This is a genomic window from Paraburkholderia sp. 2C, from assembly GCF_054589215.1.
Window position 1 is genome coordinate 26,988 of the sequence record NZ_BAAILL010000045.1, and the last position, 25,848, is coordinate 52,835.

Annotated in this window: 34 protein-coding genes and 1 tRNA gene; 13 read left to right on the forward strand and 22 right to left on the reverse strand. The window is 62.8% G+C overall.

Going from position 1 to position 25,848, the window contains the following annotated elements; translation table 11 throughout:
• The first annotated feature begins 41 nt into the window (after window positions 1-41).
• Both hyi and ACYPXD_RS21950 read left to right on the forward strand, forming a co-directional pair.
• Window positions 42-827 carry a hydroxypyruvate isomerase gene (gene hyi / locus ACYPXD_RS21945; protein ID WP_459715881.1) on the forward strand — a complete coding sequence of 262 codons (786 nt, stop codon included), beginning with the start codon at window positions 42-44 and terminating at the stop codon, window positions 825-827.
• A gap of 53 nt (window positions 828-880) precedes the next feature.
• On the forward strand, window positions 881-1,789 hold the full coding sequence (locus ACYPXD_RS21950) for a 2-hydroxy-3-oxopropionate reductase (RefSeq protein WP_459715883.1): 909 nt from the start codon (window positions 881-883) through the stop codon (window positions 1,787-1,789).
• A 339-nt stretch (window positions 1,790-2,128) separates the two neighbouring features.
• Here ACYPXD_RS21950 and ACYPXD_RS21955 read toward each other — a convergent pair whose 3' ends face one another.
• From ACYPXD_RS21955 to ACYPXD_RS21980, 6 genes are all read right to left on the reverse strand, one after another.
• Window positions 2,129-3,172 carry an asparaginase gene (locus ACYPXD_RS21955; RefSeq protein ID WP_459715885.1) on the reverse strand — a complete coding sequence of 348 codons (1,044 nt, stop codon included), beginning with the start codon at window positions 3,170-3,172 and terminating at the stop codon, window positions 2,129-2,131.
• Window positions 3,173-3,256: 84 nt separating this feature from the next.
• A complete protein-coding gene (locus ACYPXD_RS21960) occupies window positions 3,257-4,183 on the reverse strand; it encodes a CysB family HTH-type transcriptional regulator (protein ID WP_219799863.1) in 927 nt (308 codons plus the stop codon).
• A 21-nt stretch (window positions 4,184-4,204) separates the two neighbouring features.
• Window positions 4,205-5,311, reverse strand: a complete 1,107-nt coding sequence (locus ACYPXD_RS21965; RefSeq protein WP_459715889.1) for a sulfate/molybdate ABC transporter ATP-binding protein — start codon at window positions 5,309-5,311, stop codon at window positions 4,205-4,207.
• A gap of 12 nt (window positions 5,312-5,323) precedes the next feature.
• Window positions 5,324-6,298 carry a sulfate ABC transporter permease subunit CysW gene (gene cysW / locus ACYPXD_RS21970; RefSeq protein WP_459715891.1) on the reverse strand — a complete coding sequence of 325 codons (975 nt, stop codon included), beginning with the start codon at window positions 6,296-6,298 and terminating at the stop codon, window positions 5,324-5,326.
• A complete protein-coding gene (cysT, locus tag ACYPXD_RS21975) occupies window positions 6,295-7,200 on the reverse strand; it encodes a sulfate ABC transporter permease subunit CysT (protein WP_459715893.1) in 906 nt (301 codons plus the stop codon). The genes cysW and cysT overlap by 4 nt, the downstream gene beginning before the upstream one ends.
• A 144-nt stretch (window positions 7,201-7,344) precedes the next feature.
• The gene (locus ACYPXD_RS21980; RefSeq protein WP_459715896.1) at window positions 7,345-8,394 is read right to left on the reverse strand and encodes a sulfate ABC transporter substrate-binding protein; all 1,050 of its coding nucleotides are present in this window, start codon (window positions 8,392-8,394) and stop codon (window positions 7,345-7,347) included.
• A 308-nt stretch (window positions 8,395-8,702) separates the two neighbouring features.
• Between ACYPXD_RS21980 and lexA the strand changes: the two genes are divergently transcribed.
• The 3 genes from lexA to ACYPXD_RS21995 all read left to right on the forward strand — a co-directional run bounded on the left by lexA (window position 8,703) and on the right by ACYPXD_RS21995 (window position 10,731).
• A complete protein-coding gene (gene lexA / locus ACYPXD_RS21985) occupies window positions 8,703-9,353 on the forward strand; it encodes a transcriptional repressor LexA (protein WP_075157363.1) in 651 nt (216 codons plus the stop codon).
• Window positions 9,354-9,458: 105 nt separating this feature from the next.
• Window positions 9,459-9,824 (forward strand): hypothetical protein, encoded by a 366-nt coding sequence (locus ACYPXD_RS21990; protein ID WP_459715898.1) that lies wholly within the window; start codon window positions 9,459-9,461, stop codon window positions 9,822-9,824.
• 250 nt (window positions 9,825-10,074) lie between these two features.
• Window positions 10,075-10,731: a DUF2939 domain-containing protein gene (locus ACYPXD_RS21995; protein WP_459716713.1), complete on the forward strand. Its 657-nt coding sequence runs from the start codon at window positions 10,075-10,077 to the stop codon at window positions 10,729-10,731.
• A 27-nt stretch (window positions 10,732-10,758) separates the two neighbouring features.
• Here the strand turns inward: ACYPXD_RS21995 and ACYPXD_RS22000 are convergent, their stop codons facing one another.
• Complete coding sequence (locus ACYPXD_RS22000; RefSeq protein WP_459715901.1) at window positions 10,759-11,226, reverse strand: universal stress protein; 468 nt, start codon at window positions 11,224-11,226, stop codon at window positions 10,759-10,761.
• Window positions 11,227-11,660: 434 nt separating this feature from the next.
• Between ACYPXD_RS22000 and nodI the strand changes: the two genes are divergently transcribed.
• Both nodI and ACYPXD_RS22010 read left to right on the forward strand, forming a co-directional pair.
• Window positions 11,661-12,575, forward strand: coding sequence for a nodulation factor ABC transporter ATP-binding protein NodI (gene nodI / locus ACYPXD_RS22005; RefSeq protein ID WP_459715904.1), 915 nt, complete (start codon window positions 11,661-11,663; stop codon window positions 12,573-12,575).
• Window positions 12,576-12,650: 75 nt separating this feature from the next.
• Entirely contained in the window at window positions 12,651-13,481 is an 831-nt protein-coding gene (locus ACYPXD_RS22010; protein WP_459715908.1) for an ABC transporter permease, read from the forward strand.
• Between the two features lie 44 nt (window positions 13,482-13,525).
• On the opposite strand, the gene ACYPXD_RS22015 is transcribed toward ACYPXD_RS22010, so the two are convergent.
• From ACYPXD_RS22015 to mnmH, 3 genes are all read right to left on the reverse strand, one after another.
• Complete coding sequence (locus ACYPXD_RS22015) at window positions 13,526-13,948, reverse strand: hypothetical protein (protein ID WP_459715912.1); 423 nt, start codon at window positions 13,946-13,948, stop codon at window positions 13,526-13,528.
• A 346-nt stretch (window positions 13,949-14,294) separates the two neighbouring features.
• On the reverse strand, window positions 14,295-15,347 hold the full coding sequence (locus tag ACYPXD_RS22020; protein WP_459715915.1) for a permease: 1,053 nt from the start codon (window positions 15,345-15,347) through the stop codon (window positions 14,295-14,297).
• Between the two features lie 135 nt (window positions 15,348-15,482).
• On the reverse strand, window positions 15,483-16,574 hold the full coding sequence (mnmH, locus tag ACYPXD_RS22025; protein WP_459716715.1) for a tRNA 2-selenouridine(34) synthase MnmH: 1,092 nt from the start codon (window positions 16,572-16,574) through the stop codon (window positions 15,483-15,485).
• A 226-nt stretch (window positions 16,575-16,800) separates the two neighbouring features.
• Here mnmH and ACYPXD_RS22030 point away from each other — a divergent pair, with 226 nt between their 5' ends.
• Both ACYPXD_RS22030 and ACYPXD_RS22035 read left to right on the forward strand, forming a co-directional pair.
• Window positions 16,801-18,273 (forward strand): MFS transporter, encoded by a 1,473-nt coding sequence (locus ACYPXD_RS22030; RefSeq protein ID WP_459716717.1) that lies wholly within the window; start codon window positions 16,801-16,803, stop codon window positions 18,271-18,273.
• Complete coding sequence (locus ACYPXD_RS22035; protein ID WP_075157372.1) at window positions 18,270-18,485, forward strand: DUF3820 family protein; 216 nt, start codon at window positions 18,270-18,272, stop codon at window positions 18,483-18,485. Before ACYPXD_RS22030 ends, ACYPXD_RS22035 begins: the two co-directional genes overlap by 4 nt.
• Window positions 18,486-18,786: 301 nt before the next feature.
• On the opposite strand, the gene ACYPXD_RS22040 is transcribed toward ACYPXD_RS22035, so the two are convergent.
• The 3 genes from ACYPXD_RS22040 to ACYPXD_RS22050 form a co-directional block, all read right to left on the reverse strand.
• Window positions 18,787-19,056, reverse strand: coding sequence for a hypothetical protein (locus ACYPXD_RS22040; RefSeq protein WP_459715918.1), 270 nt, complete (start codon window positions 19,054-19,056; stop codon window positions 18,787-18,789).
• 107 nt (window positions 19,057-19,163) lie between these two features.
• On the reverse strand, window positions 19,164-19,532 hold the full coding sequence (locus ACYPXD_RS22045; RefSeq protein ID WP_459715921.1) for a phage protein NinX family protein: 369 nt from the start codon (window positions 19,530-19,532) through the stop codon (window positions 19,164-19,166).
• Between the two features lie 199 nt (window positions 19,533-19,731).
• Window positions 19,732-19,804, reverse strand: a tRNA-Ser gene (locus ACYPXD_RS22050).
• A 115-nt stretch (window positions 19,805-19,919) separates the two neighbouring features.
• On the opposite strand from ACYPXD_RS22050, the gene ACYPXD_RS22055 reads away from it, so the two are divergent.
• From ACYPXD_RS22055 to ACYPXD_RS22065, 3 genes are all read left to right on the forward strand, one after another.
• Complete coding sequence (locus ACYPXD_RS22055) at window positions 19,920-20,531, forward strand: hypothetical protein (RefSeq protein WP_459715924.1); 612 nt, start codon at window positions 19,920-19,922, stop codon at window positions 20,529-20,531.
• A 68-nt stretch (window positions 20,532-20,599) separates the two neighbouring features.
• The gene (locus ACYPXD_RS22060) at window positions 20,600-20,884 is read left to right on the forward strand and encodes a hypothetical protein (protein WP_459715926.1); all 285 of its coding nucleotides are present in this window, start codon (window positions 20,600-20,602) and stop codon (window positions 20,882-20,884) included.
• Between the two features lie 31 nt (window positions 20,885-20,915).
• A complete protein-coding gene (locus ACYPXD_RS22065; protein WP_459716719.1) occupies window positions 20,916-21,128 on the forward strand; it encodes a phage protein NinX family protein in 213 nt (70 codons plus the stop codon).
• Window positions 21,129-21,161: 33 nt separating this feature from the next.
• Here the strand turns inward: ACYPXD_RS22065 and ACYPXD_RS22070 are convergent, their stop codons facing one another.
• The 9 genes from ACYPXD_RS22070 to ACYPXD_RS22110 all read right to left on the reverse strand — a co-directional run bounded on the left by ACYPXD_RS22070 (window position 21,162) and on the right by ACYPXD_RS22110 (window position 25,006).
• Window positions 21,162-21,887 carry a hypothetical protein gene (locus ACYPXD_RS22070; RefSeq protein WP_459715928.1) on the reverse strand — a complete coding sequence of 242 codons (726 nt, stop codon included), beginning with the start codon at window positions 21,885-21,887 and terminating at the stop codon, window positions 21,162-21,164.
• Window positions 21,887-22,354, reverse strand: coding sequence for a hypothetical protein (locus tag ACYPXD_RS22075; protein ID WP_459715930.1), 468 nt, complete (start codon window positions 22,352-22,354; stop codon window positions 21,887-21,889). Before ACYPXD_RS22075 ends, ACYPXD_RS22070 begins: the two co-directional genes overlap by 1 nt.
• Window positions 22,355-22,376: 22 nt before the next feature.
• Window positions 22,377-22,565 carry a hypothetical protein gene (locus ACYPXD_RS22080; protein ID WP_459715932.1) on the reverse strand — a complete coding sequence of 63 codons (189 nt, stop codon included), beginning with the start codon at window positions 22,563-22,565 and terminating at the stop codon, window positions 22,377-22,379.
• Complete coding sequence (locus ACYPXD_RS22085; protein WP_459715934.1) at window positions 22,562-22,765, reverse strand: hypothetical protein; 204 nt, start codon at window positions 22,763-22,765, stop codon at window positions 22,562-22,564. Before ACYPXD_RS22085 ends, ACYPXD_RS22080 begins: the two co-directional genes overlap by 4 nt.
• A complete protein-coding gene (locus tag ACYPXD_RS22090; protein ID WP_459715936.1) occupies window positions 22,762-23,268 on the reverse strand; it encodes a hypothetical protein in 507 nt (168 codons plus the stop codon). Before ACYPXD_RS22090 ends, ACYPXD_RS22085 begins: the two co-directional genes overlap by 4 nt.
• 161 nt (window positions 23,269-23,429) lie before the next feature.
• A complete protein-coding gene (locus tag ACYPXD_RS22095) occupies window positions 23,430-24,011 on the reverse strand; it encodes a glycoside hydrolase family 19 protein (protein WP_459715939.1) in 582 nt (193 codons plus the stop codon).
• Window positions 24,012-24,070: 59 nt separating this feature from the next.
• Window positions 24,071-24,394, reverse strand: a complete 324-nt coding sequence (locus ACYPXD_RS22100) for a hypothetical protein (protein WP_459715942.1) — start codon at window positions 24,392-24,394, stop codon at window positions 24,071-24,073.
• 25 nt (window positions 24,395-24,419) lie between these two features.
• Complete coding sequence (locus ACYPXD_RS22105; RefSeq protein ID WP_459715944.1) at window positions 24,420-24,824, reverse strand: type II toxin-antitoxin system death-on-curing family toxin; 405 nt, start codon at window positions 24,822-24,824, stop codon at window positions 24,420-24,422.
• Window positions 24,821-25,006, reverse strand: coding sequence for a hypothetical protein (locus tag ACYPXD_RS22110; protein ID WP_459715946.1), 186 nt, complete (start codon window positions 25,004-25,006; stop codon window positions 24,821-24,823). Before ACYPXD_RS22110 ends, ACYPXD_RS22105 begins: the two co-directional genes overlap by 4 nt.
• A 406-nt stretch (window positions 25,007-25,412) precedes the next feature.
• Between ACYPXD_RS22110 and ACYPXD_RS22115 the strand changes: the two genes are divergently transcribed.
• The gene (locus tag ACYPXD_RS22115) at window positions 25,413-25,697 is read left to right on the forward strand and encodes an XRE family transcriptional regulator (RefSeq protein WP_459715949.1); all 285 of its coding nucleotides are present in this window, start codon (window positions 25,413-25,415) and stop codon (window positions 25,695-25,697) included.
• The last annotated feature ends 151 nt before the right edge of the window (window positions 25,698-25,848 follow it).

Sequence of the window (25,848 nt, forward strand, 5' to 3'; positions counted from 1 at the left end):
GCCCGCGGGACGCTGTCCACCTGACCGACCAGAGAGAAACAATGCCGAAATTCGCCGCCAACCTGACGATGCTGTTCAACGAAGTACCGTTCCTCGAGCGTTTTGCCGCCGCGGCCAACGCGGGCTTCGATGCCGTCGAATTCCTGTTTCCGTATCCGTACAAGGCCGCCGAGCTGGCCGAGCGCCTGCAGCAAAACGGCCTGAAGCTCGTGCTGCACAACCTGCCGGCCGGCAACTGGGAAGCCGGTGAACGCGGCATCGCATGCCTGCCCGATCGGGTCGGCGAGTTCCAGGAAGGCGTCGGCCGCGCGATCGAATACGCGAAGGCGCTGAAGGTGCCGCAACTGAATTGCCTCGTCGGCATTCCGACGGCCGGCGTCGATGCGGACAAGGCGCGCGCGACGATTGTCGAGAATCTGCGTTTTGCCGCTGCCGCGCTGAAGAAGGAAGGCATCCGGCTGCTCGTCGAGCCGTGCAACTCGTACGATATTCCGGGCTTCGCGCTGAACCGCTCCGCCGAAGGGCTCGACGTGATCCGCGCGGTCGGCTCCGACAACCTGTTCCTGCAATACGACATCTATCACATGCAGCGGATGGAAGGCGAACTGGCCGCGACGATCAAGAAGAACTTCGCGTCGATCGCGCACATCCAGCTGGCCGACAACCCCGGTCGCAACGAACCCGGCACCGGTGAAATCAACTACCCGTTCCTGTTCGATCTGCTCGACTCGCTCGGCTACGCGGGCTACATCGGCTGCGAATACAAGCCGCGCACGACGACCGCCGAAGGACTCGGCTGGTTCAAGCATGCGAAAGCGCCGGCGTAAGCACAGCAAACATCGCAGCCCCCCAATTTCTAGCTTTCACGGAGAGTATGTAAATGGCAAAGATCGGTTTCATCGGCCTCGGCATCATGGGCGCGCATATGGCGCGCAACCTTCTGAAGGGTGGCCACACGCTGTTTGTGAACGGTGCCTACCCGGTGCCGGACGATCTGACCAAAACGACGACCGTGGTCAAGGATTCGACGGCCGTTGCGCAGGCATCGGACGTGATCGTGATCATGGTGCCCGACACGCCGGACGTCGCGAACGTGCTGTTCGCCGCTGACGGCGTCGCCGCGGGCCTCGCCAAGGGCAAGCTCGTGATCGACATGAGCTCGATCTCGCCGCTCGAAACCCAGGCGTTCGCGAAGAAGATCAACGAGTTCGGCTGCGACTACCTCGACGCGCCGGTGTCGGGCGGCGAAATCGGTGCGCGCGATGCGACGCTGACGATCATGGTCGGCGGCCCGCAGAAGGCGTTCGATCAGGCCAAGCCCCTGTTCGACCTGATGGGCAAGAACGTCACGCTGATCGGTGATAACGGCGCCGGCCAGACCTGCAAGGTCGCCAACCAGATTATCGTCGCGCTCAATATCGAAGCGGTCGCGGAAGCCCTGCTGTTCGCGGCGCGCTCGGGCGCGGACCCGGAACGCGTGCGCCGCGCGCTGATGGGCGGCTTCGCGGCGTCGCGCATTCTCGAAGTGCACGGCGAGCGCATGACGAAGCGCACGTTCAACCCGGGCTTCCGGATCGAGCTGCATCAGAAGGACCTGAACCTTGCGCTCGACGGCGCGCGCAAGCTCGGCATCGCGCTGCCGCATACGGCAAGCGCGCAGCAACTGTTCAGCGTCTGCGCGGCAAACGGCGGCAAGGCGTGGGATCACTCGGCGATGGTGCGTGCGCTCGAGATCATGGGCAACTTCGAGGTCGCGCAGGCGCCCGCGAGCGACGCGAAGGCGGCGTAAAGCGTTCCTGTATCGGATAAGGCAGTACGGCAGGACTCGGGCTGTCGCAGCCGCGGCCACATGAAGCAACAGGCAGCAACACGCAGCAACACGCAGCAGCGACAGCCCTCTTGTGGGGCGTCCGGTTCGAAGCGCACAACGCGACGGGCTGGACAAATCAGGCCGCTCTGGGCTGAGAGCGGCCAGTGGGGTCCGCAGCGGCGCCCGTCGGCGACGGGGAAGCCTTGGTCGGTCAGACGTCGTCGTCGGGTGTCCGCCTGTCGGATTTCACAATCGAGCGCAACCGCAACGCGCTGCGCTTTGTTCGCATCACTGAGCGTATGAAGAACACGTACGGAATCAGTAAAGATCGAATACGCGCTGCAACGCTGCCGGCGCCGCGTTGCCGGCCGCTAGCGCCAGCATCAGCAGCACGCGTGCCTTATAGGCATTGAGCGAGTTCGCGCTGACGAAGCCGAGCGCATCGTCCGCTGCCGCGCCGTTGTGCATCACATGTCCCGAGCCGACGCGCGACGCACGCACGACGGCAATGCCGTGCGCGGCCGCCTCGGCAAGCGCCTGCTGCAGCGCTGCGTGAATCGACCCATTGCCCGTGCCCGCCACGACAATGCCGCGTACGCCGGCTTTCACAAGCGCATCGACCATCACGCGCGTCGCGCCGGCATAACTCGCGACGATCTCGACCGCGGGCCACGCGTCGTTCGACGTCGACTCAATCGCAAATTCGCTGGCCGTCGTATGAGGCCGTATGACGCCGCGCTGAAACTCGACGCGTCCGTCCTGCACCCAACCGAGCGCACCGACTTCCGGCGACTGGAATGCTTCAACGGCGAACGTGCTGGTCTTCACGACGTCGCGCGCGCCGTGAATACGGTTATTGAACGCGACGAGCACGCCCTGCCCGTGTGCCGCGCGGTGCGCCGCGACGCTAACCGCGTTGAGCAGGTTCAACGGCCCGTCGGCCGACAGCGCGCTCGACGGCCGCATCGCCGCGGTCAGCACGACAGGCTTCGCGCTTTTGACAGTCAGATGCAGCAGGTACGCGGTTTCCTCGAGCGTATCGGTGCCGTGTGTGATGACGATGCCGTCGATGTCGTCGCTCGCGAGCAGTGCGTTCACACGCTGCGCGAGCGTTGTCCATAGCGCGAGCGGCATGTCCTTGCTGTCGATGCTGGCCACCTGCTCGGCGTGCATGGTCGCGAGCGCGGAAAGCGCGGGCACGGCCGCCAGCAGTTGCCCGACGCCGACGACACCGGCCTGGTAGCCGGCCGTGCTCGTGGCGTCCTGTGCGGAGCCGGCGATCGTGCCGCCGGTCGCCAGCACCGCGATGCGCGGCAACGCCCTGGGCGGCGCGGAAGAAGGCGAGGAAGGTGAGGTATTCATGCGGGCGATTGTAAGCGATGCGCCGCCTCGGTCGAAGCCGAACGCCAGGCGTTCAACGCCAAACGCCATAAGCGAAGCCCGCGCTTAAACCGCCTCGCGCAATTGCGCCGCGATTTCCGCTTCGCTCAACTGCGGCGCGAACATCTCGATCAGCCGGTACGCGTAAGCGCGCAAGAACGCGCCCTTGCGCAAGCCGACGCGCGTCGTACTCGCTTCGAACAGATGCTGCGTATCGAGCGCGACGAGTTCGCTGTCGCGCTTCGGATCGAACGCCATCGCCGCGACGATGCCGATGCCCATGCCGAGTTCGACATAGGTCTTGATGACGTCCGCGTCGATCGCGGTCAGCACGACATCGGGCATCGCGCCGACTTTCGTGAACGCCTGATCGATATGCGAGCGGCCCGTGAAATCCTGGTCGTAGGTGACGATCGGATATTCGGCGATTTCTTCGAGCGTCAGGTTCGCGCGGCCGACGAGCGGATGATCCTTGGGCACGACGACGACGTGATGCCACGAATAGCACGGGAACGTGACGATATCGGGGTAGCGGTCGAGCGCCTCGGTCGAAATGCCGAGATCCGCTTCGCCGTTGATGATCATCTGCGCGATCTGCTGCGGGTTACCCTGGCGCAGCGCGAGATGCACTTTCGGAAACACGTCGGTGAACTGGCGGATCACTTTCGGCAGCGCGTAGCGCGCCTGCGTGTGCGTCGTCGCGACAACGAGGTGGCCGTTGTCCTGGTCCGCGTACTGCCGTGCGACGCGTCGCAGGTTTTCGGCATCGAGCAGCATCCGCTCGATCAGCTGATGCACGGCCTTGCCCGGCTCCGTGAGCCCCGTGAGCCGCTTGCCGCGACGAATGAAGATGTCGACGCCGAGTTCGTCCTCGAGGTCCTTGATCTGTTTCGACACGCCCGACTGCGACGTGTACAGCACGTTCGCGACTTCGGTCAGGTTCATGTTCTGGCGCACGGCCTCGCGCACGAAGCGCAACTGCTGGAAGTTCATGTGTTTGTCTCCACTGTTTTTTCAGGTCCTGGCCGGGAACACGCGCAGCGAACGCGGCACCGCGGTCACCGCATCGCCGACCGCAAGCTGCAATTCGCGCCACGCTTCGCGGTCGAGCTCCGCTTCGAGCACCGATGGCGCGCGCCCGTCCGGCGCCGCTGCGCCCGCTCCCGCACCGCTCCGAAGCCCTTCGAGTTCGACGCGCACCGACCCGCCGAGCGTCACCACACGCCGCACGCCCAACGCGATGCCATCGCGATGCCCGCCCGCGGCCCGCGGGTACAGCACGAGATCGTGCGGACGCACATACGCGAGCGCCGGCCCCTCGAAGCCCGCATCGACAGCGATCGGCTGCCCGGCGCCGTCGGCAACAAAACCATGCCGGTCGACGCTGCCGGAAAGACGGTTCGCCGCGCCGAGAAACTCGTAGACGAACGACGTCTGCGGATGGTCGTACACGTCCTGCGGACTGCCGACCTGCTCGACATGCCCGTGATTCATCACGACGATCCGGTCCGCCACTTCGAGCGCTTCTTCCTGATCGTGCGTGACAAAGATCGTCGAGATATGCAGATCGTCGTGCAGGCGACGCAGCCAGCCGCGCAGTTCCTTGCGCACTTTCGCATCGAGCGCGCCGAACGGCTCGTCCAGCAGCAGCACCTTCGGTTCGACCGCCAGCGCGCGCGCCAGCGCGATACGCTGCCGCTGCCCGCCCGACAGTTCCGACGGATAGCGCGGCGCAAGCCAGTCGAGCTGCACGAGTTTGAGCAGTTCATGCACTTTCTCGCGTATCGCCGCTTCGGACGGCCGCTCGTGGCGCGGCTTCACGCGCAGGCCGAACGCGACGTTCTCGAACACAGTCATATGCCGGAACAGCGCGTAATGCTGGAACACGAAGCCGACCTGGCGCTCGCGCGCGCGGACCTCGGCGACGTCCTGTCCTTGCAGCACGACCTGCCCGTCGTCGGCGAACTCGAGGCCGGCGATCACGCGCAACAGCGTGGTCTTGCCGCAACCGGACGGCCCGAGCAGCGCGACCAGCTCGCCGGGGGGAAAGTCGAGCGATACGTTGTCGAGCGCGGTGAAGTCGCCGAAACGCTTACGCAAATTACGAACGGTGATGCCCATCTGAAGCGCTCCTTATTGGACCTGGCGGCCGGCGGCCGCACTCGACGGCGCTGCTGCGCCCGCGATGCCGGATGCCGCGGCAGCATGCGCGCCGGCATGCACGGACGATACGTCCGCTGACAGATGCCGTTCGGCAAGCAGCTTGAGGCCGAGCGTCACGAGCGCGAGCAACGCGAGCAGCGACGCCACGGCGAATGCCGCCGAGAAGTTGTATTCGTTGTAGAGAATTTCGACGTGCAGCGGCATCGTGTCGGTCTGTCCGCGAATATGGCCCGACACCACCGACACCGCGCCGAACTCGCCCATCGCCCGCGCGTTGCACAGAATCACGCCGTACAGCAGGCCCCACTTCACATTGGGCAGCGTCACGCGGCGGAATATCTGCCAGCCCGACGCGCCGAGCACGTGCGCGGCTTCTTCTTCGTCGGTGCCTTGCGCCTGCATCAGCGGAATCAGTTCGCGCGCGACGAACGGGAACGTGACGAATACCGTTGCGAGCACGATGCCGGGCACCGCGAAGACGATCTGCACATCGTGCGCCTGCAGCCACGGGCCGAACCAGCCCTGCGCGCCGAACAGCAGCACATAGATCAAGCCTGAAATAACGGGCGAGACCGAAAACGGCAGATCGATCAGCGTCGTGAGCAGCGCCTTGCCGCGGAACTCGAACTTCGCGATACACCACGATGCGACAAGCCCGAACACGAGATTGAACGGCACCGCGATCGCCGCGGTCAGCAGCGTGAGCTTGATCGCGGACCATGCATCGGGGTCGGCCAGCGATTCGAAGTAGAACGCGAAACCTTTGCTGAGCGCCTGATAGAACACCGCGGCCAAAGGCACCACGAGAAACAGCACAAGAAACAGCAACGCGATGCCGGTCAGAATCCAGCGGATCGCGCGCGGCTCGGTAACCGGACCGTCGACACGCGCGGCCTTCGCCGCCGCACGCCGCGTGTTCGACAGCACGACGGATTCGTCGCTCATCGCGCACCTCCGTCCGGCGTTGCTGACGCCAGTGCAAGGCCTGGCGCCGTCGGCGGCGCCGACGCGCTGCGGCTCGTGCGTCGCTGCAAGTACCACTGCAGCGTATTGATTAGCAGCAGCATGATGAACGACACCACCAGCATCACGACCGCGATTGCCGTCGCGCCCGGGTAGTCGTACTGCTCGAGCTTCGTGATGATCAGCAGCGACGTGATCTCGGACTTCATCGGCACATTGCCCGCGATAAAGATGACCGAGCCGTATTCGCCGAGCGCGCGCGCAAAGGCGAGCGCAAAGCCGGTCAGGAGCGCGGGAAACACCGCCGGCAATATCACGCGCCGGAAGGTCAGCCAGCGCGATGCGCCCAGGCATGCCGCCGCTTCCTCCTGCTCACGTTCGAACTCCTCGAGCACCGGCTGCACCGTGCGCACGACGAACGGCAAGCCGATAAACGTCAACGCGACGAGCACGCCAAGCGGCGTGAACGCGATCTTGAGGCCCAGCGGTTCCAGAAACCGGCCGATCCAGCCGTTGCCCGCATAGACGGCGGCAAGCGAGATACCGGCCACCGAAGTTGGCAGCGCGAACGGCAGATCGACGATCGCATCGACGATGCGCTTGAACGGAAACGTATAGCGCGTCAGCACCCACGCGACGAGAAAACCGAACACGGCGTTGATCAACGCGCCGCCGAGCGCCGCGGAAAATGTGAGCCGATAGGACGCCAGCACGCGCGGCGAGGTGACCGCGCGCACGAACTGGCTCCAGTCGAGCGTCGCCGTTTTCAGAAACGTGGACGCAAGCGGAATCAGCACCACGAGGCTCAGATAAGCCACCGTGATGCCGAGCGTCAGGCCAAAACCCGGCAATGCGCTCGGCTTGCGGAAGGTCAACGTCGTCATGCTGGGTACTCTTTCAAAAGTCTTGCCGGATCGCGCGCGTCACCGCGCGCATGGCGCGCATACGAAAACGCGCGCTTCGGTTACAAGCTCAAAAGCGCGCCCGAAGGCGCGCCTGCCTGACTGCATCGGTTGCAGTCACTGAAACTACTGCGGCGAGTAAATCGAATCGAACACGCCGCCGTCGGCAAAGTGCGTTTTCTGCGCATTCGTCCAGCCGCCGAACGTATCGTCGACCGTGTAGAGCTTAAGCTTCGGAAACTTATCGGTCAGCGCCGCGGGCACCTTGTTCGAGCGCGGACGATAGAAGTTCTTCGCCGCGATCTCCTGCCCCTCCTCGCTATACAGGAACTTCAGATACGCGTCCGCGAGCTTGCGCGTGCCATGGCGCTCCACCACCTTGTCGACCACCGCGACCGGCGGCTCCGCGAGAATGCTGACCGACGGCACCACAATCTCGAACTTGTCCGGCCCGAACTCCTTGATCGACAGAAACGCCTCGTTTTCCCACGCAATCAGCACGTCGCCGATACCGCGTTGCACGAAGCTCGTCGTCGCGCCGCGCGCGCCGGAATCGAGCACGCCCGCATTCTTGTAGAGCTTCGACACGAACTCCTTCGCTTTCTGCTCGTTGCCGCCCGGCTGATGCAACGCGTATGCCCACGCGGCCAGGTAGTTCCAGCGCGCACCGCCCGACGTCTTCGGGTTCGGCGTGACGATCGATACGCCGGGTTTGATCAGATCGTCCCAGTCCTTGATGTGCTTCGGATTGCCCTTGCGCACGAGGAACACGATCGTCGAGGTGTACGGCGAGGCGTTCTCGGGCAGACGTTTCTGCCAGTCCTTGTCGATCAGACCTTTGTTCGCGAGCGCGTCGATGTCGTAGGCGAGCGCGAGCGTCACGACGTCGGCCTGCAGGCCGTCGAGTACCGAGCGCGCCTGGGCGCCCGAGCCGCCGTGCGACTGCTTGAAGGTGACCGACTCGCCCGTCTGCGCTTTCCATTGCTTGCCGAATGCCGCGTTGACATCCTGGTACAACTCGCGCGTCGGGTCGTACGACACATTGAGAAGCGTCGTATCAGCATGCGCCTGTGCGGCCAGACCGAGCACCGCGGCCGCACCGATGGCCATTGAAGCGAAGAATTTTCTCGCGCGCTGCGCCACGTTTCCTGCCAACCCCGTAGTCCGATAGACCATGTTCTCTCCGCGTTCCGGTGTTTCCAGGCCCAGCGATTTGCTTATCCGCCGGGCCTGATATCGATTTGCGGCCAGTCTATCCGTCGCGCTTCATCATTAAAAATAATGTTTCTTCATTTTTTAATACGCAAAAGTGGTAATGACGGCCGGATGCGGCGTTCGGACACGGATTTCGCTGTCGGGGCGCCGTCGAACGGTGTTTTTGCGGCAGATGACTGGCGCGTTGCGGGGCGAACTTAAAGTAAAGCTTGAAAAGCGCCCGATACTGTATAAAAATACAGTCACCTGTTTATCCATACAGTGGCGCCATGACCAAACTCACCGCACGACAGCAGCAGGTTTTCGATCTGATCCGCCGCGCAATCGAGCGCACGGGCTTCCCGCCCACGCGCGCCGAAATCGCGGCCGAGCTGGGCTTCAGCTCGGCGAATTCGGCGGAGGAGCACCTGCGTGCCTTGGCCCGCAAAGGTGTGATCGAACTCGCGGCCGGCGCGTCGCGCGGTATCCGGCTGCTCGCCGGCCAGGACGATGCGCCCCATCAGTTCACGCTGCCGCATGCGGCACTGATGCAACTGTCGCTGCCGCTCGTCGGCCGCGTCGCGGCAGGCAGCCCGATCCTCGCGCAGGAACACATCGCGCAGCACTATGCATGCGACCCGGCGCTCTTCTCGAGCAAGCCCGACTATCTGCTGAAGGTGCGCGGTCTGTCGATGCGCGACGCAGGCATTCTCGACGGCGACCTGCTCGCGGTGCAAAAGCGCAGCGAGGCGAAAGACGGCCAGATCATCATTGCGCGTCTCGGCGACGACGTCACGGTCAAGCGCTTGAAGCGCCGGCCCAACGGCATCGAACTGATCGCTGAGAACCCCGATTACGAAAACATCTTCGTCGAAGCCGGCAGCGCGGATTTCGCGCTCGAAGGCATCGCGGTCGGGCTGATCCGGCCAGGTGAATTCTGATTTCCCGCTGATTTAGCACAGCGCTTCCGCTGAGTTTTCTACTCAGTTTGCGCTCAGTTTCCGCTCAGTTCCCGCTCAGTATCCGAATACCGTCTGGAGAGATTCATGGAACGCCTCGCCCGCTTGCTGCCCTTCCGCCAGTTCGGCCGTCTGCGCCACTTGCGCAACCTCGTGCCGTGCGCCGTGCTCGACGCGATGCATGCACCGCGTACCGCTTCGCTGTTCGATTTCGATGAGCATGAGCGGTCGCTCATTGACGCTGACGCACCATCGCAGCACGCGTCGCTGCCGTCGTCGTTGCCTGCGTTTGCGCGCGTTTCGCTGAACGCCGCGCTCAATGCCGAGCCCGCGCGCCGCGCGCCGGTGCGCGTTTATCACGGGCCGTCGCGTCTCATCATGGTCGGCACCGTCGATGCGGTGTGCAACATGATCGACCGCTGCATCGCAGAGGAACACGCGCAAGCGGCCTGATCCTGCTCGTTCATCGCGCACGCGCGTGTCGCCTACGCGCATGTCACCAACCAGCGAGACGCGGTGAGGTAGAGGAGAGTGCGGGATCGTTTCAGCGAGAATGGGGTCCACGTTAAACCGCCCTGTTCAACCCATTGAAGGAACGCCCCGCACGATGATGGTTCGCACAAGCCGCGCAAAGCGCGCGATAAATGGCTGCATCGGTCATCGCACCGTCCGTCTTCACATCAAACACGGCACGAATCACAAGATGCGCGGCAGCATCAGGCGGTCCGTGCTGGTCACGCTCGTTGTCATCGTTGTTCTGATTGCGTTGGCCTTCGCCTATGCATCGCCGTATATCGCGCTCGACCGCCTGAAGCGCGCAGCCGATACGCGCGATGCGGCAACGGTCAACGAATATGTCGATTTCCCGGCGTTCCGAGAGAGTCTCAAGGATCAGCTCGGCGCCTTGCTTAGACGCAGAATCGGCGCGGAAAGCCATGGCAATCCGCTCGCCGCGCTGGGCGCGATGATCGGCGTTGCGTTGATCGGGCCGCTCGTCGATGCCTATGCGACGCCGGACGGCGTCGCCGCGTTGCTGAACGGGATCCCGCCGCGCGGTGAATCCGGCGAACGGCCGCCGGCGCCGCCGGATGCACCCGCTGCTTCGTCAAGCGGCGGCGGGCCTGCCGCACCGGCGGCGCCGGCTGTGTCAGCGCCATCGGCTGAGAACAGCTCGACGCCGCTCGAGCCACCGCAGCCACCGCAGCCACCGCGGCCACCCCAGACCACGGCCGGGTATCGCGGCATCAACGAGTTCGTGGTCACGTATCGGCATGGCGTCGGCGACACACGCTACGCCGCGATTTTCCGTCGCGAAGGCCTCTTCACCTGGAAGCTTGCGGGAGTCGATCTCGGCGAGTAAGCCGTGCGGGTCGCGCCGGCACAAGTGTCATGCCGCCGCGGCCGGCTGCTCCTCGTCGGGCGACGAACACGCAACGAGAATGCTGCACGACACGCGATCGAGCAGCGGCGTGTTGCCTGCGCCCATCCACCATCGTGAAAGTCCATGCCGGCAGCGATGACCGACCACGACGAGATCGACCTTCAGTTCTTCCGCGAGCGCCGCGATTTCATCGATCGGATGACCGAACGCGAAATGCCCTTGCGCCCTGACGCCGCGCTCGGTGAGCCAGTCGACGCCTTCCTGCAGGATGTCGCGCGCGGTCTTTTCGAAGCTGCCGCACGCCACATCGGTTAGCAGGCCCGCGCTTTGCGCGATGCTCGAGCGCATGTCGACCACCGACAGCAGATGCGTCTGCGCCTTCAGGTCCAATGCCAGATCCGCACCGCAACGCAGCGCCTTGCGGCCTTCGCGCGAGCCGTCGTAGCACAGCAGAATTTTCTGGTAGCTGGCCATTGTCGTTCTCCCTTCCGCGCCGATCGCGGACGTCGAGTCAATCATGGTGCGCCGCAATTGCGCTTGCAAGGGATGGAAAACGCTAAGTGCGCCCGAGCACGTTCGACGCCGTATGCCGCACCGCACGAGAATCCGGGGCACGAATGCCCGGGGTGCGAAAACCCGGGGCACAAATGCCCGGGGCTCGTGTGGGGCGGCTGTCCGGCGCCCGAAGACGTGGCCTAGAATAGGCAACGCTTCGCAAGGGCCGCTTGTGAACGGCTGCTTCACTGCGTTGGACACGCGGCCGCGTTTGCTGTTCGCCGCTGTTCGCCGCTCTTCGCTGCTGCTTGCCGTTCGTCGTCCGTTGTTTCGTTGCACTGTCTTCGCCTGGCCATCAACCCCGGCAGCCGTAATCTTTGTCGAATCAACCGTCGTTACCGGACTCTGCGCCCATGCCCGAAGCCGCGATCGAATTTCATCGAGTCGAAAAACGTTACGCCGGCAGGAAGGTCGTCGACGGACTGTCGTTCGATGTGCGGGTCGGCGAATGTTTCGGTCTGCTAGGTCCGAACGGCGCCGGCAAAACAACGACGCTGCGCATGCTGCTCGGCATCGCCGCGCCCGATGCCGGCACGATCAGCCTATGCGGCGAACCGATCCCGGCGCGTGCGCGCATCGCTCGCGCACGCATCGGCGTGGTTCCGCAGTTCGACAATCTCGACCCGGACTTTACCGTTCGCGAGAATCTGCTCGTGTTCGGCCGTTACTTCGGCCTTAACAGCCGGGAAACGCGCGAACTCGTACCGTCGCTGCTCGAATTCGCGCGGCTCGAGCACAAGGCCGATGCGCGTGTCGCCGAACTGTCGGGCGGCATGAAGCGGCGCCTCACGCTCGCGCGGGCGCTCGTCAACGACCCCGACGTGCTCGTCATGGACGAGCCGACCACGGGCCTCGATCCGCAAGCGCGCCACCTGATCTGGGAGCGGCTGCGTTCGCTGCTCTCGCGCGGCAAAACGATTCTTCTGACCACGCACTTCATGGAAGAAGCGGAACGCCTGTGCGACCGGCTTTGTGTGATCGAGGAAGGCCGCAAGATCGCCGAGGGCGCGCCGAAAGAGCTGATTGCATCGGAGATCGGCTGCGACGTGATCGAAGTCTACGGACCCGATCCGCTGGCGCTGCGCGATGCGCTCGCGCCGTTCGCCACGCGTATCGACATCAGCGGCGAGACGCTCTTCTGTTATGTCGACGATCCGCAACCCGTGCATGCGCGGTTGAAGCAGCGCGATGACGTGCGCTATCTGCATCGCCCCGCGAATCTCGAAGACGTGTTCTTGCGGCTCACCGGCCGCGAGATGCAGGATTAAAAAGCAGCTGGATTAAAGGCAGTACAGTCAAAGCAGCAGAATCAAAGTATCAGAACCAGGCAGGACTCATCGACCATGGATGCCCGCTCATACGACACGCCCGACCACCCGCTCGAGCCCGCGCGCGAACGCTTCGCGGCGCTGCCCGCCAATGCGCTGAACTGGGTCGCGGTGTGGCGCCGCAATTACCTCGTGTGGCGCAAGCTCGCGCTCGCGTCGATGTTCGGCAATCTGGCCGATCCGATGATCTATCTGTTTGGCCTCGGCTTCGGGCTCGGGCTGATGGTCGGGCGCGTCGACGGCGTGTCGTATATCGCGTTCCTCGCGGCAGGCACGGTCGCATCGAGTGTGATGATGTCGGCGAGCTTCGAGTCGATGTATTCGGGCTTTTCAAGAATGCACGTGCAGCGCACGTGGGAAGCGATCATGCATACGCCGCTCACGCTCGGCGATATCGTGCTCGGGGAGGTAATCTGGGCGGCGAGCAAATCGGTGCTGTCCGGCACGGCCATTCTGATCGTGGCGGGTCTGCTCGGCTACGCCGAATTTCCGGCGACGCTCGTCGCCTTGCCCGTCATCGCGCTCGCGGGCCTCTCGTTCGCGAGTCTCGCGATGATCGTCACCGCGCTCGCGCCCTCGTACGACTTCTTTATGTTCTATCAGACGCTCGCGCTCACGCCGATGCTGCTGCTCTCCGGCGTGTTCTTTCCCGTATCGCAACTGCCGCCCGCCGCGCAATACGCGACCCAGCTGCTGCCGCTCGCGCATGCGGTGGACCTGATCCGCCCCGCGATGCTCGCGCGGCCAATCGACGACGCCGCGCTGCACGTTGCCGTGCTCGCGATCTACGCGATCGTGCCGTTTCTGATCTCAGCGGTGCTGTTGCGCCGCCGGATGATGCGGTAAGCGCCCCGCGGCGGATCGCCCTGCCCCTGGTCCGGGCCTTGGCCTCAGTCTTCGTCGTCCGACCACGGGATATCGACGTCGGAAATAAATGCGACTGTGGCGAACGGCCCGCCTTCCTGTCGGCCGATCTTGCCGTCCGCACGGTGCCACTCGACGCGAAACACGGTGCCCGGATCGTTGGCCAGCAGGCGTACGGTGCGCACTTCGTCCGGATCGGCCTCGTCGACGGGGCCGTCGAGCGAGACCAGCAAGGCTTGCGGCCACACGCCTTCGTCCGGATCGTAGATGCGGTCGCCGTCCGGAATCGATGTCGATGCCTCGACGCCGATTGTCGCCGATGCCTCGACGATCATCTTGCCAAGCGCCCGCAGCAAGGCGGTGGCACGCGCGGAATTGGCCTGGCGGATCGCGAGGTCTCCACGCGTGAGCGCCTGCTCGAGCTTCGGATTGGTCTTCTGTTGCGCCATGCGTCTGTCCTGAATTCGATCGTCTTTTGACTGTGAATAATCGCCTACCGGATTGCCGACCGGCAATCTGCCGCCCCTGGCCGCCCCGGCTCCACCCAGTGTAGTTCGAGATTCGACCGTATGAGGCGGCTTGAAACCGGCTGAAACTGTTGAAACGGCCTGAAACGGGTTTGAAACCATTTGACGTGCCGCATCGCCCAATGTCGCCAGGCGATGATGTAGCGTCCCGCGGATTGCTTCCCGGGTGGCGTCCCGGTAGCTTCCATTCGACATGCCTGCCTGCGCCTTCCCGCTGCCTCGCCTTCAAACGCCTGCCGGCACTGCCATCCGCCGTGCAGCGCGTCATTCACAAGCCCAGTCCTACCGCCAGCAGCCCCGCCGCGATACCGAATGCCACCACCGCCGCCGCGACGATCGCGAGCACGCGCGGCCGGAACGAACGCGCCAGCATCGCGAGCGACGGCACGCTGATCGGCGGCAGCGTCATCAGCAGCGCACCCGCGGGGCCGACGCCGATGCCGAGCGTCAGCATCGCCTGAATGATCGGCACTTCGCCTGCCGTCGGAATCACAAACAGCATGCCGGCGACCGCGAACGCCACGATCCAGCCGATATCGTTGCCGATCGCCGGCCCGATCTGCGGAAACAGCCACGCGCGCGCCGCGCCAAGCAGCAAAACCAGCACCAGGTATTCGGGCACGAGGCGCACCGCCATGCGCGCGAGAATCGTCAGCCAACGGGCAAAAGCGTTGCCGTCCTGTTGACGCGCGGCCAGTTCGGCGAGGCGCGCGTCGGCCGCGCTGGCTTCACCGGGCGTCACGAGCCGGTTCACGAGGTAGCCGAGACCGAACACCATCAATAGGCCCAATGCAAGCCGCAAGCCTGCCCATTGCCAGCCGAGCACGAAACCCATAAAGACGAGCGTGGCCGGATTGAGCACCGAGTTGCCGAGCCAGAACGCGATCGCCCCGCCCGGCGAGGCCTGGCGCTCGCGCAAGCCGACCACGACCGGCGCCGCGCAGCACGTGCACATCATGCCGGGAATCGCAAGCAAGCCGCCTGCCGCCACACTGCCAAAGCCCGTCTTGCCGAGCACTTTCGCGACCCAATGCGCGGGCAGCAGTGCCTGAACCGCGGAGCCGAGCAGCAGGCCCAGCACCATCGCCTGCCAGATCGCCTTGCCGTACGCCCACGCATAGCCGAGCGCCGCATCGAGCGACGGCGCGGGCGGGCTCGCCGCCGTGCCCATCAGGATCGACGAGCCGATCGAGTGCGTCGACGCCGCCGTAAATGCGCGGTGATAGTACGGAAACCACTTCACATAAAAAAGTCCCGCCACCGCAAGCAGCAGGAAGATCAGCCATCCCGATGCCGGGGCGGCTTGTCGCGTGGTATTCATCTGGTCGTCCTCTGATGCGTATGTTGCTGGTTGCTTTTGTTGGTGCTTGTTGGGTTGCTTATGTCGGCGCGCTTATGTTGGCGCTTATGTCGGCGCTTATGTTGGCGCGCTTATGACGGCCGCTCGCCTGATCGGTTACGTCGATGCGTGCGCCATCTTTGCCTCGTCGGCGCTGACCGACACCGATAACTGCGCGAGCAGTGCACGCGCCTGGTCAAGCGTATCGCCGGCGATCGGCCTGAACGTGAACTGCTGCGCATGCGCAAGCTCGCTGAAGTGCTGCCGGCTGCTGCGCTGATACGCGGGATCGTAGTGCCGCTCGAGCAGTTCGTGGAACAGTTCGCTGCGTGCGTCGTTGTCGATCATCTGCTGCCAGCGCATCACCTGCTCGCGGCTGTGCAGACCGATCAGATGCGCGAGTTGCCGCTGGAATCCGGCCCGGTCGTCGAACAGATGGCCGTAGTCTTCGAGCAGGAACGCCACGCGTTCGTCGAGCGGCGCGCGAATCTCCACGCATGCGCCCCGATGAAAGCGTTCGAGCAGCGCATCGGGCAAGGTGATCGCGCCGATGCGCCGGCTTTCGGATTCGACGAACACCGGCCGCGCGGAGTCGAATTGCGCAAGCGCGCCGATCAGCGCGCTATCGAAGGCCTTTTGCGACGGCTGCGGCCGGTCGGGCCATGCGCCCAGTAACGACCCGCGATGGCATGCGAGCCCTTCGAGTTCGAGCACCTGCGCACCCGCGTCGCGCAAGGCGTGCAAAAGCCGCGTCTTGCCGGTGCCCGTATGACCGACGAGCGCGATGTAGTCGAACCGCTGCGGCAGCGTCGCGAGCCTGTCGAGCACCGAGCGCCGGTACGTCTTGTAGCCGCCATCGAGTTGCCGCGCCTGCCAGCCGATCATGTTGAACAGCGTTGTCATCGATCCGGAACGCTTGCCGCCGCGCCAGCAATAGATGAGCGGACGCCAGTTGCGCGGCCGGTCGGCGAAGGTGGTGTCCAGATGGTGAGCAATATTGCGTAATACGAGCGCGGCGCCATGGCGCGTCGCTTCATACGGCGACACTTGCTTATACATCGTGCCGACGATCACGCGCTCCTCGTTCGATAACACCGGTGCATTAAATGCGCCCGGAATATGATCTTCGGCAAATTCGAGCGGCGTGCGCACGTCGATAATTTCATCGAAGCGCGCGAGTTCGTCGAGCGGCGCAAGCAGACTTTTCAATTTGGACACGCGAATAAAGGGCATTTCCGTGCGTAGTCGGGGTACCCGCGCGCACGGATTCTGCGAATCCGTGATTATCTCATGCGATGCCCGTCGGCGATGAGCAGTGCGCGAGGCGCATCGCGTTGCGTCGATAGATCGCCGTGTGCGATGCGATATGGCTGCATGCGAAGACGACGAAAACCGTTGCGATCAGTAGAATGTCGCCCCGAGCGTTCACCCCACTCTGCTTCCCGCCGCCCCGGAGCGTTACCCGATGTCAGATTCGCCGACCGCCGCCGCCCGTTCAGAAGACTCCACCCTGATTGTCATGCTCGTCGCGGCTGCGTACTTTATGGAGAATCTCGACGGCACGATCATCGCCACCGCCCTGCCGCAGATGGCGCGCTCATTCGGCGTGCATCCGGTCGATCTCTCGATCGGCATCACGTCGTATCTGCTAACCCTCGCGGTGTTCATTCCGATCAGCGGCTGGGCCGCGGACCGCTTCGGGGTGCGCAACGTGTTCACCGCGGCACTCGCCGTCTTCACCGCGGCGTCGGTCATGTGCGGCATGACCGACGGCCTCGTCAGCTTTACCGCGGCGCGCGTCGTGCAAGGCATCGGCGGCGCGATGATGGTGCCGGTCGGGCGGCTCGCCGTGCTGCGCGCGACGCCAAAAGACGGGCTGATGCGGGCGATCGCGTTCGTCACGTGGCCGGGGCTCGTCGCGCCCGTCATCGGGCCGCCGCTCGGCGGATTTATCACGACCTACTCGTCGTGGCGCTGGATCTTCTATGTGAATCTGCCGCTCGGGCTCATCGGCATCGTGCTGGCGTGGCGTTTTATCCACGCGGCGGGCAGCACCGGGCGGCGGCCGTTCGACGTGCTGGGCTTCATATTGTGCGGGCTGTCGGGCACGGCGGTCATGTACGCGATGGAGTTGCTTGGCCGCGTCGATACGCGCTGGCCGCAAGCGCTCGCCTTTCTCGCCATTGGACTCGTGGCGGGCACGGCCGCCCTCTTTCATGTGCGGCGCACCGCGCATCCGGTTATCGAGCTGAGCGCGCTGCGCGTCAAGACGTTCGCGGCATCGATGGCGGGCGGGTCGCTGTTTCGCGTGTCGATCAGCGCGGTGCCGTTTCTGCTGCCGCTGATGTTCCAGCTCGGCTTCGGCATGAACGCGTTCCGTTCCGGGCTGCTGACGCTCGCGGTATTCGCGGGCAACCTGTCGATGAAGCTCGTCACGTCGCAGGTGATGCGCCGCTACGGCTTTCGCTCCGTGCTGCTCGTCAACGGCGTGCTGGCCGCCTTGTCGCTTGCCGCGATGAGCCTGCTCACCGCCGAAACGCCGTACTGGATCATCGTCGCGGTGCTGTTTGCGAGCGGTCTCGTGCGTTCGCTGCAGTTCGGCGCGATCAACACGCTCAGTTTCGCCGATGTGCCGAAGCAGCAGATGAGCGGCGCATCGACGCTATCGAGCACGGTCCAGCAGTTGACGATCGGCATGGGCGTCGCGCTCGGCGCGATCGCGCTGCGCGTTGCCGCATGGCTTCATGGGCACGGCGCGCAGTCGGTGACGAATGCCGATTTCAGCGTGGCTTTCCTGCTTGTTTCCGTGGTGGGGCTCGCTTCGATCTTCGACGTGTTCGGGCTCGATGCGCGCGCCGGCGAGCATGTGAGCGGGCATCGCCCGTCCCGCACCGGAGCCGCGCGATGAAGCCCGAAGACCTCGAGCTGCTGGTCACGCGCGTTATGCCGTTCGGTAAATACAAGGATCGCGTGATTGCCGATTTGCCGGGCCACTATCTGAACTGGTTCGCGCGGCAAGGCTTTCCGCCCGGCGAAATCGGACGGTTGCTGGCGCTGATGCAGGAGATCGATCACAACGGGCTCAAGCCGATACTCGAGCCATTGCGCCGCAAGACTTAGGGGCACACATTGCGCCGCAAGACTTAGGGGCACACACAGGGCACACACAGGGGCACCCCGCGCGGCGCGGCGAGCGAACTGGGAAGGCGGCGAACACGCGCGGTGGGAAACGGGCGAATTAGACGAAATCTGCCGAAATCGCGACGCGAAGCCGTCTGAAACACACAGTTTCGTAACAGTTTGTCATTTTTGTACGGTTGAAATCAGACTTTTAAGCGGATACTGTAGTGTTGCGCTTGATCTCCAAGGAACCTTTGTCATGCGCAGCCCCGCTCCCGACTTTCGGCGGGGTTTTTTTTCGTCAATGGGCTAAACGAGGCCGGTCGCGGCGAGGCGCCATATCGACGAGCCGTCGTCCTTCGGCATAGCCCGCATCGCGCGCTTCGTCTTCGCTGCGAAACGTCGTGACCATTTCCTGGAAGCGTGTGCTCTGGCCCGCCAGATGCGCGTCCGCGCCGTGCCGGCAAAAATAGGCGGTGTAATGCCACAGCGTATTGGGCGCCGGCGGCCCGTAGGCCAAAACCGGCATCACCCAGATTTCGTAACCGTTGTGCTCGATGCGATCCCACATGTTCGGCTCCCGGCGGGGATTCTTCAGGAATCCTAGCATGCGGTGCGGGCTTGAGATGTGCGCGCGAAGGGGTACGCGCCTGCCAATACCGGATGACACGCGTGGGGTTAAACAGCCGCCGGTTGATCTTCGTCGGGCACTTCGCTGCCGAACCGGTTCGCGACGTAAAAGCGCATCGCCGCGACGAGCGGCGTCGCTCCAAAGGCGCGGAAATGCGGTGCATCGCCGGTCGGCCCGGCACCCCATGCATGCGCCTCGGAATAGCCGACGCAGATCAGCGCGCGTTCGATGATCGGACCGCCGTGCGTCCAGTCCGTCGACGGCGCGTACGCAGCCTCGAGTGCACCGGCGGGATCGCCGTCGCACGCGGGCTCTTCGATCCAGCAAAAGCCGTCGTCGACGCGCGGCTTCGGTAGCTGCGCGACGCGCGCGACCCAATAGTCGAGCAGCGGACCTTCCAGATCGGCAACGTTCATGGGTTCTCCCGTAGTCCCGTGTGTTTCCCGTGTATTGGGTGGCAGACACGAATAGTAGCTTTTGTTCGAGGCCGGTGTCGGATCGGGATCAAGGGACGCGTAAATGCAGGCTTCGTTGCGCAAGCGCGCATGCGTGCGACTCAAACACTTGCAAGTGAAAAATTGGAAAGCAGCAGGGGGAAAACTGAAAGAAGCGATATGGGGTGGCTGATGGGACTCGAACCCACGACGACAGGAATCACAATCCTAGCAATCTACCCATACGCAGCAACGGTTTCAAGCCTGTATGCGGGAATTTTATACGTTTTCCGACCTCTGATTTTATTGAGTTTTTCAGCATTCATTCCCGTAAAATTCGCTGTTCTTTGCCCATTTTCAGAGGAACCCATGAAGGCATCTGACTTCGTAAAACAATTCCAACAGGCAGTCAACGATGTTGAGGCGCAAGGATTCAAACTGATCGAAATCGTCAATCTAAAAACGTACTTGAAGAACATGCTCGAGATGGCAGAGGGCCAAGAGCAAGCACAGCCGCAACTTACGGAGGCGCAAGCCGAGCACCAACTGGAGGTGTGGAAGGCCCAGCTTTCGGCGCACTCGACTTTCAATGTCGAGATGTTCAAAGCGGTGATTGAGGCGGGGCAGACGGCTCTTAAGTCCGCAATTCTCATTAACGGAGGAGCGGCAGTTGCATTGCTTGCATTCGCAGGAAATGCAATCACCAAATGGAAGATGGAGCCGGGTACGCCACTCCTAACCAGTGTTGGCTGGGCAATGACTTGTTTCGCTGGTGGCACTGGCGTAGGTGGTGTGGCCACCGCGTTCAGATACCTTTCGCAGTATGGATTCGGCAATGTTATTCAAGACACGTCCAAGAAGCGATGGCTACGGTTTGCTTACATATTCCAATGCTTGAGTATCGCCGCAGGGGTAGCGTCGTTCGCCTTGTTTTTTGTCGGAGGATGGGGAGCCTACCGCGCCATCGCATTGCCCCATTAATGGGGTGCGATTATATGATGTCGACGACGATATACTGTATGCCCATACAGTATATCAGGACGGTCAAAATGACGCCCGACGACTTCCCCATCGTGATGGACCGGGAGCTTCGCGAGCTGTGGCGCGAGCACAGAAACGTCGACGTACGGCGCCTGATCCTCGAGGTGCATCGCGCGCGCGAGGTGCATAGAATCTGCCATGCAGCGGCTCATGATGCTCTGTACGCACTATGGGACAAAGATGCAGACAAGGCCCGACCGTTCGTTGAGAAGGTCGTAGATTGCATTGGCAACGAAAAGGAGCGGCTGGGGTCGCAGGGTGGGATTCCGGTTCAGCGGAAAATCATGCGGTAAGAAGGATTGACGCTCAGCGTATGCTGGCCCGATCATCGAGCGCGAAAAAATCATCCTGTGGAAATACGACGGAGAATATGGGCTGCCCAAAGACGTGTGGTTCGCCGCCATTGGTGGCGTTCACGGATGGGATGACGGTAGCATCGTCGGCGCGTTCGAGCAGAAAGGCTCAAAACCCCTTATCGCCGCAATGCGCGCCTATGTGGCGAGCAAATTCGGCGACGAGGTTGAAGATACAGCCTAAAGACTGTAAAACCAAAATACAGTCGATAGGCTGTTAAACCGCGGACGTGACCGATTCAGTCGCTTCGATCTTCGCGCAGCACGCCTCGACATCATCCATGTCGTGATCGCCCATGCTGCCCGCGCCAGGCCACTGCGCAGCCGGGATCACAGAGAACCTGACGCTCTTGAGCCACACATGATCCTGAAGCGGTCGCGATTGCCAGCGCGCGTCGAGCCACGGCCACGCCGCCCACGTGTCGCGCCCATGTAGGACGCAAACCATGTTGGCGAGTGCCGCGGCGTGCGATTGATAGAACTGCGCGTCGCAGAACTTCGGTGCCTCGAATGAGTGCAGTTCGCCGATCTGATCGACGGCGACGAACAGCGGCGTCAGGTGCGTGCGGCTCGCACCGAGCGAATGGCCCGAGACGTTCCATGCCGCATCGGCCGGCGCAAGCGACTTTGCCCACGACCAGACCTCATCCATGCCCGTCAGGACGCCTTCGGTGACTGCGCCACCCATCACGCCGACGGGATCAAGCGACACGTCCGCGAAGACGTCGAGCAGTCGCAATTGCGACGCTCGAGTTCCGCTGATGCTGAGGTGGTAGCCCTTCTCGCTGCGCGAGACGACAGCCTGATTGGTTGCCGTCTCGTACTGGCCTAGCCACACGTCGCCGATCGCCTCGTATGCCCTCTTCGACTGGTCGTCCTTATCGAGGTAGGCGGCATTCGCGCGCTTGGCGGCCAGCGTGATCGATCGCCAGTCGAGCCGCATCACGCCGCCGTGCCCGAGGCTGGATCGGGAGCAACCGCCGGCGCAGCGTCGGATGCGGGTGCCGAAGCAGGCGCGGTCGTGGCCGTGATGAGTTGATCGACCAACTGCTGAACGATCGGCCCGAACGTGTTCAGTACGAGCAGGATGGCCGTCTGGTTCGGAATCAGCGGATTGCCATTTACGATCGCGACGGCAGCGGGCAACAGGCTATCGTGGAATGCCTTCAGGCTCGTCACGTTGATCTGGCCGCCCGATGCGCAAATTGCCTTGTTCGCGGCCGCAGCCTTGGCGAACGCCTCCTGGTCAGCCGATCCGATCATCGGCGACGTCGAAAGCGTCTCGAGGTCTGCTGTGACGATCGGGCATGCGGTCGTGAATTGCTGTTGCAGCGTGGGCAGCGACTTGCATGCAGAAAAGCAGGCGACGAGCAGGATCGCGCCCGCCACTTGAAGTAGCGTACGTTTCATGGTGATGATTTCCGGGAGAGGTTTAGAAGCGCCAGCGGACGCTGGCTTTTGCCTGCACGCCGTTATTGCCCTTCACGACAGAAAGGCTCAAGCGAGTGGACGGAGGGATTTCGGCATAGACGATCACGCCGGGTTGGATGTCGTACTGCCTGTCGATCGCTGGCAGCACTTGAAGATGCGTGACCAGCGTCAGCAGCGCAGCGCCGATCACGCCTGCGGCGCGGCCGGTTGCTTCGCGGCACGCATCTGGGTCAGCTTGTGTGCGCCGGCCACGATCAGCACGACGATCGCGCTCTGCACGTCGAGCGGCAGTACGACGTGAAACAGGCTTGCCACGTATGCGACGACGGGAGTTACGACTGCGCCGGCGCCGACTGCGGTCGCCGTGTTCAAAGGGGAAGTCTGGTTCATAGATGCTCCGGGTCGTGATGAATGACTTCATTGGGAGAGAACTGGTAACCCTCGCGCGCGTACTTCTGCGCGATCCAGATCGGGTACGGCAGCATGTGAATACCGGCGTCTTTCGCGGTGTGGAACTGCTTGCCGAGCAGCACGCCGTTGACGGTCATGTCGTCGACGAAGCGATACGGGTCGAACGGCTTCGCAGCGAGAAATGACAGCCAGTCGAACGCGGCCGCGTGCGGGCCCCACAGACCGCGCCTGCAATCGGCGGCGAACTTCGGCCAATCGATGATTTCCGCGTAGCAGCGCTCGATCGGGTGGTGGTGTGCCTCGAGCGGCTCGCCCAGTTCTTCGGCCGTCATGTTCGACACGAAGCAACGGCCGCCTTCGCGCTCGAGCAGCTGGGCGCGCGTGCGCCGGAATAGCGATGTCGTCGTGCGCGGATCGTGACCGGGAAGCAGCACGTCGACCTCGATGGTTTCTTTCTGTTCGTGGACTTGTTGAACGCTCATGGCCGTAAACGAAAAAAGCCCGGCGCGTGGCCGAGCTTGCTGGTTCTTGAAAAGCGCAATTTTCAGTGCTAGATTTACCTCCGCTCGAGCCATTCGAGCGGATATGTAGATCCCCCTTTTTTACCCGCCTTCCTACAGGCGGGTATTTTTTGCGCGGTCCGTCATATCGACAGCGCTTGACGTGCGGCCGCATATAGCGCATCGCGCTGCGTCTTTCCTGCCATCGCCTTGTTGATGCGCCTCGTGATCGAATCGAATGAGCCCGCATCAGCGAGCGTGTTGCATCCGTTCTTCGCCCAGAACCACCCCGACACGAGCGCGGCTATCGTGTCGTCAGTGCGCGCGCGATCCGGGTTCGTGATCAGATCGAGATTCAGGTCATCGCTGCACGCTTCGAAGTTGCCGCGGAACGTGAGTTGAATGAGGCCCGAGCCGCGATATGCCCAGCCATCGCCCGAGCTGCTATCCCCATTGCCGTACTGATTCGCATAGGCGATGTTGGCGATCTTCTGTTGCCGCGCGATCGGCACCATCGTTTCGCCCGGCTGCCTGCCGAGGATCGATGCGAGTGCCGGCGTCATCTTGCGAAACTTCTGCGGCAGTGCTGCCACGCTGTAATTGAACGACTCGGCCATTGCCTTGAGACCGCTCGACTCGTGGCCTACTTGCGCGAGGAACGCGGCTACGCGAAGAGGCGTACTGATCGAGAAGCGGTCGCATGTCACTTCGAGCGGCTGGAGCATTTGCTCCGCTCGGGCAGGCGTCGCGCCGCACGCGGCCGCGATGATTGATGGTGTGAGGTTCATCGCGCGAATAACTCGAAGACTTTGATTGCGATGTCGCGGCCGCCGATCACCGCAAGCAGGAGGAAATACACGGCGTATTCGATCCGCTGGAGCTTCTTGTCCGTGCGGTTCATTCGCGTCTCGCCGCGGCTCAGGGAATCCTGAATCCCTTTGTATCTCTCAGCGCAAACAGCCTCGTGGACAGCGATACGTTGCTCGTTCTCTGCAATGTCTGATTGCATTTCGGCTTGTGTCGTCAAGGTTGCCCCGTAAACGAAGAAAGCCGCTCTAGGCGGCCTGTTGGTATCGACGTAAAAAAGCCGCCCAAGTAGGCGGCTCATCGGCTTATTGCGGTCGCTGAATTCGTTAGGAATCCGCGCCGTTTTTTAATTCAGGAATATCGAATGGCTCGGCCAAGCTCGAGAAGATGTTAGCCAGATCTAGATAGTTCAATTTGCCTTCTGCGACATCGACCATGATGTCTTCCAGTGCTTGCGTTCTCTGCAGGAGGAAGCCCTCCAGCACCAGGTAGGTAAGCGCAGACATTAGTCCCGTGCGCTTGTTGGCATCCGAAAACGCATGTCCCCGTGCGATTGCCTCGGCATACATGCCCGCAATCTCGAAAACATCAGATAGGTTTTCGTATGCTCGCCGGTTCTCAATACGACCAAGGGCGCCCTCGAGAGCGCCCTTGTTCATGCCCTTAACGCCAGGCTCGCGGTCCAGAATGAAGTCGTGGATTACCACGACTAGATCCGCACTGAGATTCACCGCTTGGCGAGAGCCTGGATGACGTCGTGGTGACGCTCGTACACACTCTGCGCGGCCTTCAGTATGGCTTTGCGACCATCAGCGGAGTTCGTCGTAATATTTACCTTCGGTTCTTGCGTCCGGTTGCGGGCTTTTACTTCGATTCCGTGGATGGTCCCAGTCTTTCCTTTGTGGATGATCATATGGGTTCTCCGTACGGGTTGGTGTTACAGCTGTTGACGGCATTCTACACAGAAAACTTGAGCTAGTTGTTTCCGAATAGCAATGCTTTTCGTATTTGTCAACGAAGTTACGTCTCTACAAACATACGGTCTGCGGAGCGACGCACCAACGAGATGTGGTCACACAGGCAGAAGTCAATCGTTCCCCGTTAAAGCAGAATCCGTGCCAAATGAGACAGGCACTAGCGGGCCGCGATCCGTCGAAAGTCACAAGCTTGTTACTTTCGCATTCGTCTAACGCTTGACGTTTAGACCCAATGGGTCTAATGTAACACCCAGAGGTAGCGCACCGCGCAGCCCGACAACCCGAAAGGACGATCAGCCATGTTGCTCACATTTCGTGTGCGCGCTCCGCGCGCCGCCGCCTATGCCCATCGAATTCGAAGCACCGACGACGCGGGATCTAAACGATCTAAAAACCCGCCGCAACGCGACTGGCAAGGACATGGCCGAACTGTTCTGGCTGGGCGGCGACCATCAATGGCGCAAATACACTGGTGGCAATTCCCCGCGCGAAATGAGCCCGCATATGGCTTTCCTGGGCGCAGCTCGCATGTGCTTGACGCCCGAGGAATTCGAACGGGTGCTTCAGTGCATGGAAACGTTCGGGGCGCGCGTGCGCGCCGTGCCGGATGGCGGTCAGCGGTCGTAGCAACCGCGCTGGTCTGTAGCGCTGCCCTTTCCGCGTGCGGCGGCTCTAACAACCCGCCGCATCTCAATTCTTTCGTAGCGCCGGCATCGGGCGCATCAGCGCCGACCTCTGCCTCGGCTCCTGTCGCAAGTTCGTCGCCTGCAGCGTCATC

Excerpts from the sequence above, each read along its gene's own strand:
- hyi (WP_459715881.1), top strand. The coding sequence starts at position 42 with ATGCCGAAATTCGCCGCCAACCTGACGATGCTGTTCAACGAAGTACCG.
- ACYPXD_RS21950 (WP_459715883.1), top strand. The coding sequence starts at position 881 with ATGGCAAAGATCGGTTTCATCGGCCTCGGCATCATGGGCGCGCATATG.
- ACYPXD_RS21955 (WP_459715885.1), bottom strand. The coding sequence starts at position 3,172 with ATGAATACCTCACCTTCCTCGCCTTCTTCCGCGCCGCCCAGGGCGTTG.
- ACYPXD_RS21960 (WP_219799863.1), bottom strand. The coding sequence starts at position 4,183 with ATGAACTTCCAGCAGTTGCGCTTCGTGCGCGAGGCCGTGCGCCAGAAC.
- ACYPXD_RS21965 (WP_459715889.1), bottom strand. The coding sequence starts at position 5,311 with ATGGGCATCACCGTTCGTAATTTGCGTAAGCGTTTCGGCGACTTCACC.
- cysW (WP_459715891.1), bottom strand. The coding sequence starts at position 6,298 with ATGAGCGACGAATCCGTCGTGCTGTCGAACACGCGGCGTGCGGCGGCG.
- cysT (WP_459715893.1), bottom strand. The coding sequence starts at position 7,200 with ATGACGACGTTGACCTTCCGCAAGCCGAGCGCATTGCCGGGTTTTGGC.
- ACYPXD_RS21980 (WP_459715896.1), bottom strand. The coding sequence starts at position 8,394 with ATGGTCTATCGGACTACGGGGTTGGCAGGAAACGTGGCGCAGCGCGCG.
- lexA (WP_075157363.1), top strand. The coding sequence starts at position 8,703 with ATGACCAAACTCACCGCACGACAGCAGCAGGTTTTCGATCTGATCCGC.
- ACYPXD_RS21990 (WP_459715898.1), top strand. The coding sequence starts at position 9,459 with ATGGAACGCCTCGCCCGCTTGCTGCCCTTCCGCCAGTTCGGCCGTCTG.
- ACYPXD_RS21995 (WP_459716713.1), top strand. The coding sequence starts at position 10,075 with ATGCGCGGCAGCATCAGGCGGTCCGTGCTGGTCACGCTCGTTGTCATC.
- ACYPXD_RS22000 (WP_459715901.1), bottom strand. The coding sequence starts at position 11,226 with ATGGCCAGCTACCAGAAAATTCTGCTGTGCTACGACGGCTCGCGCGAA.
- nodI (WP_459715904.1), top strand. The coding sequence starts at position 11,661 with ATGCCCGAAGCCGCGATCGAATTTCATCGAGTCGAAAAACGTTACGCC.
- ACYPXD_RS22010 (WP_459715908.1), top strand. The coding sequence starts at position 12,651 with ATGGATGCCCGCTCATACGACACGCCCGACCACCCGCTCGAGCCCGCG.
- ACYPXD_RS22015 (WP_459715912.1), bottom strand. The coding sequence starts at position 13,948 with ATGGCGCAACAGAAGACCAATCCGAAGCTCGAGCAGGCGCTCACGCGT.
- ACYPXD_RS22020 (WP_459715915.1), bottom strand. The coding sequence starts at position 15,347 with ATGAATACCACGCGACAAGCCGCCCCGGCATCGGGATGGCTGATCTTC.
- ACYPXD_RS22035 (WP_075157372.1), top strand. The coding sequence starts at position 18,270 with ATGAAGCCCGAAGACCTCGAGCTGCTGGTCACGCGCGTTATGCCGTTC.
- ACYPXD_RS22040 (WP_459715918.1), bottom strand. The coding sequence starts at position 19,056 with ATGTGGGATCGCATCGAGCACAACGGTTACGAAATCTGGGTGATGCCG.
- ACYPXD_RS22045 (WP_459715921.1), bottom strand. The coding sequence starts at position 19,532 with ATGAACGTTGCCGATCTGGAAGGTCCGCTGCTCGACTATTGGGTCGCG.
- ACYPXD_RS22055 (WP_459715924.1), top strand. The coding sequence starts at position 19,920 with ATGAAGGCATCTGACTTCGTAAAACAATTCCAACAGGCAGTCAACGAT.
- ACYPXD_RS22060 (WP_459715926.1), top strand. The coding sequence starts at position 20,600 with ATGACGCCCGACGACTTCCCCATCGTGATGGACCGGGAGCTTCGCGAG.
- ACYPXD_RS22070 (WP_459715928.1), bottom strand. The coding sequence starts at position 21,887 with ATGCGGCTCGACTGGCGATCGATCACGCTGGCCGCCAAGCGCGCGAAT.
- ACYPXD_RS22075 (WP_459715930.1), bottom strand. The coding sequence starts at position 22,354 with ATGAAACGTACGCTACTTCAAGTGGCGGGCGCGATCCTGCTCGTCGCC.
- ACYPXD_RS22085 (WP_459715934.1), bottom strand. The coding sequence starts at position 22,765 with ATGAACCAGACTTCCCCTTTGAACACGGCGACCGCAGTCGGCGCCGGC.
- ACYPXD_RS22090 (WP_459715936.1), bottom strand. The coding sequence starts at position 23,268 with ATGAGCGTTCAACAAGTCCACGAACAGAAAGAAACCATCGAGGTCGAC.
- ACYPXD_RS22095 (WP_459715939.1), bottom strand. The coding sequence starts at position 24,011 with ATGCTCCAGCCGCTCGAAGTGACATGCGACCGCTTCTCGATCAGTACG.
- ACYPXD_RS22100 (WP_459715942.1), bottom strand. The coding sequence starts at position 24,394 with ATGAGCCGCCTACTTGGGCGGCTTTTTTACGTCGATACCAACAGGCCG.
- ACYPXD_RS22110 (WP_459715946.1), bottom strand. The coding sequence starts at position 25,006 with ATGATCATCCACAAAGGAAAGACTGGGACCATCCACGGAATCGAAGTA.
- ACYPXD_RS22115 (WP_459715949.1), top strand. The coding sequence starts at position 25,413 with ATGCCCATCGAATTCGAAGCACCGACGACGCGGGATCTAAACGATCTA.